The organism is Mesorhizobium sp. M0243, from assembly GCF_040321775.1.
Classification (GTDB): Bacteria; Pseudomonadota; Alphaproteobacteria; order Rhizobiales; family Rhizobiaceae; genus Mesorhizobium.
This window is the reverse complement of record NZ_JAMYSF010000092.1, coordinates 1-535: the sequence shown is the minus strand read 5'-3', so window position 1 is coordinate 535 and position 535 is coordinate 1. Positions and strand designations below refer to the sequence as shown.

The 535-nt window shown below is 59.1% G+C and carries 1 protein-coding gene; it reads right to left on the bottom strand.

The genetic code is table 11. The features are described from left to right. Positions 1 to 224 precede the first annotated feature (224 nt). The coding region (locus NKJ11_RS33775) for a GGDEF domain-containing protein (RefSeq protein ID WP_352795193.1) at positions 225 to 535 on the bottom strand (311 nt) is incomplete at its 5' end.

The window sequence follows — 535 nt, the reverse complement described above, 5'->3', positions numbered from 1 at the left end:
CGCGCCAGTGCTTCACACGGCAATCAACCCTGGGGTTTTAAGCGGCGCAATGATAAGGAGGAGGGAGCGGAACCTGGCCAGCTCGCTGTCGCTGTCATTCCCAACGTTTGCCCAACCAGTCTTCAAGCCCGTTGTCCGGCTCCTATCTTCAACCGAGTGCCGCTCTCACGCCCCATCTTAGCCTCAAATTACACACCCGCTCTTCGGAGGTGCATTGAGCTTCTCTAGCTGCGGGACATATGAAGCGCAACACGATCTCGTCCTTCCGATTTGGCACGAAACAGAGCCAAATCGGCGGCATTGACGAAATCGTTTGGCGTCTCGTTCTCGGTGGGCACCGCTGTTGCGGCGCCAACGCTGATGGTCACGCGATCCGGGCCGTGGGGTATGTTCAATTCCCGCACGCTCTGGACGAGCCGCTCTGCGATCGCGCTGGATTGTTCCAGTAAAGTGTCGACCAGCACGATGACGAACTCTTCGCCTCCGTACCGCGCAGCGAGATCGGTGGAGCGGCCGGAACCACTCTGGATTACGC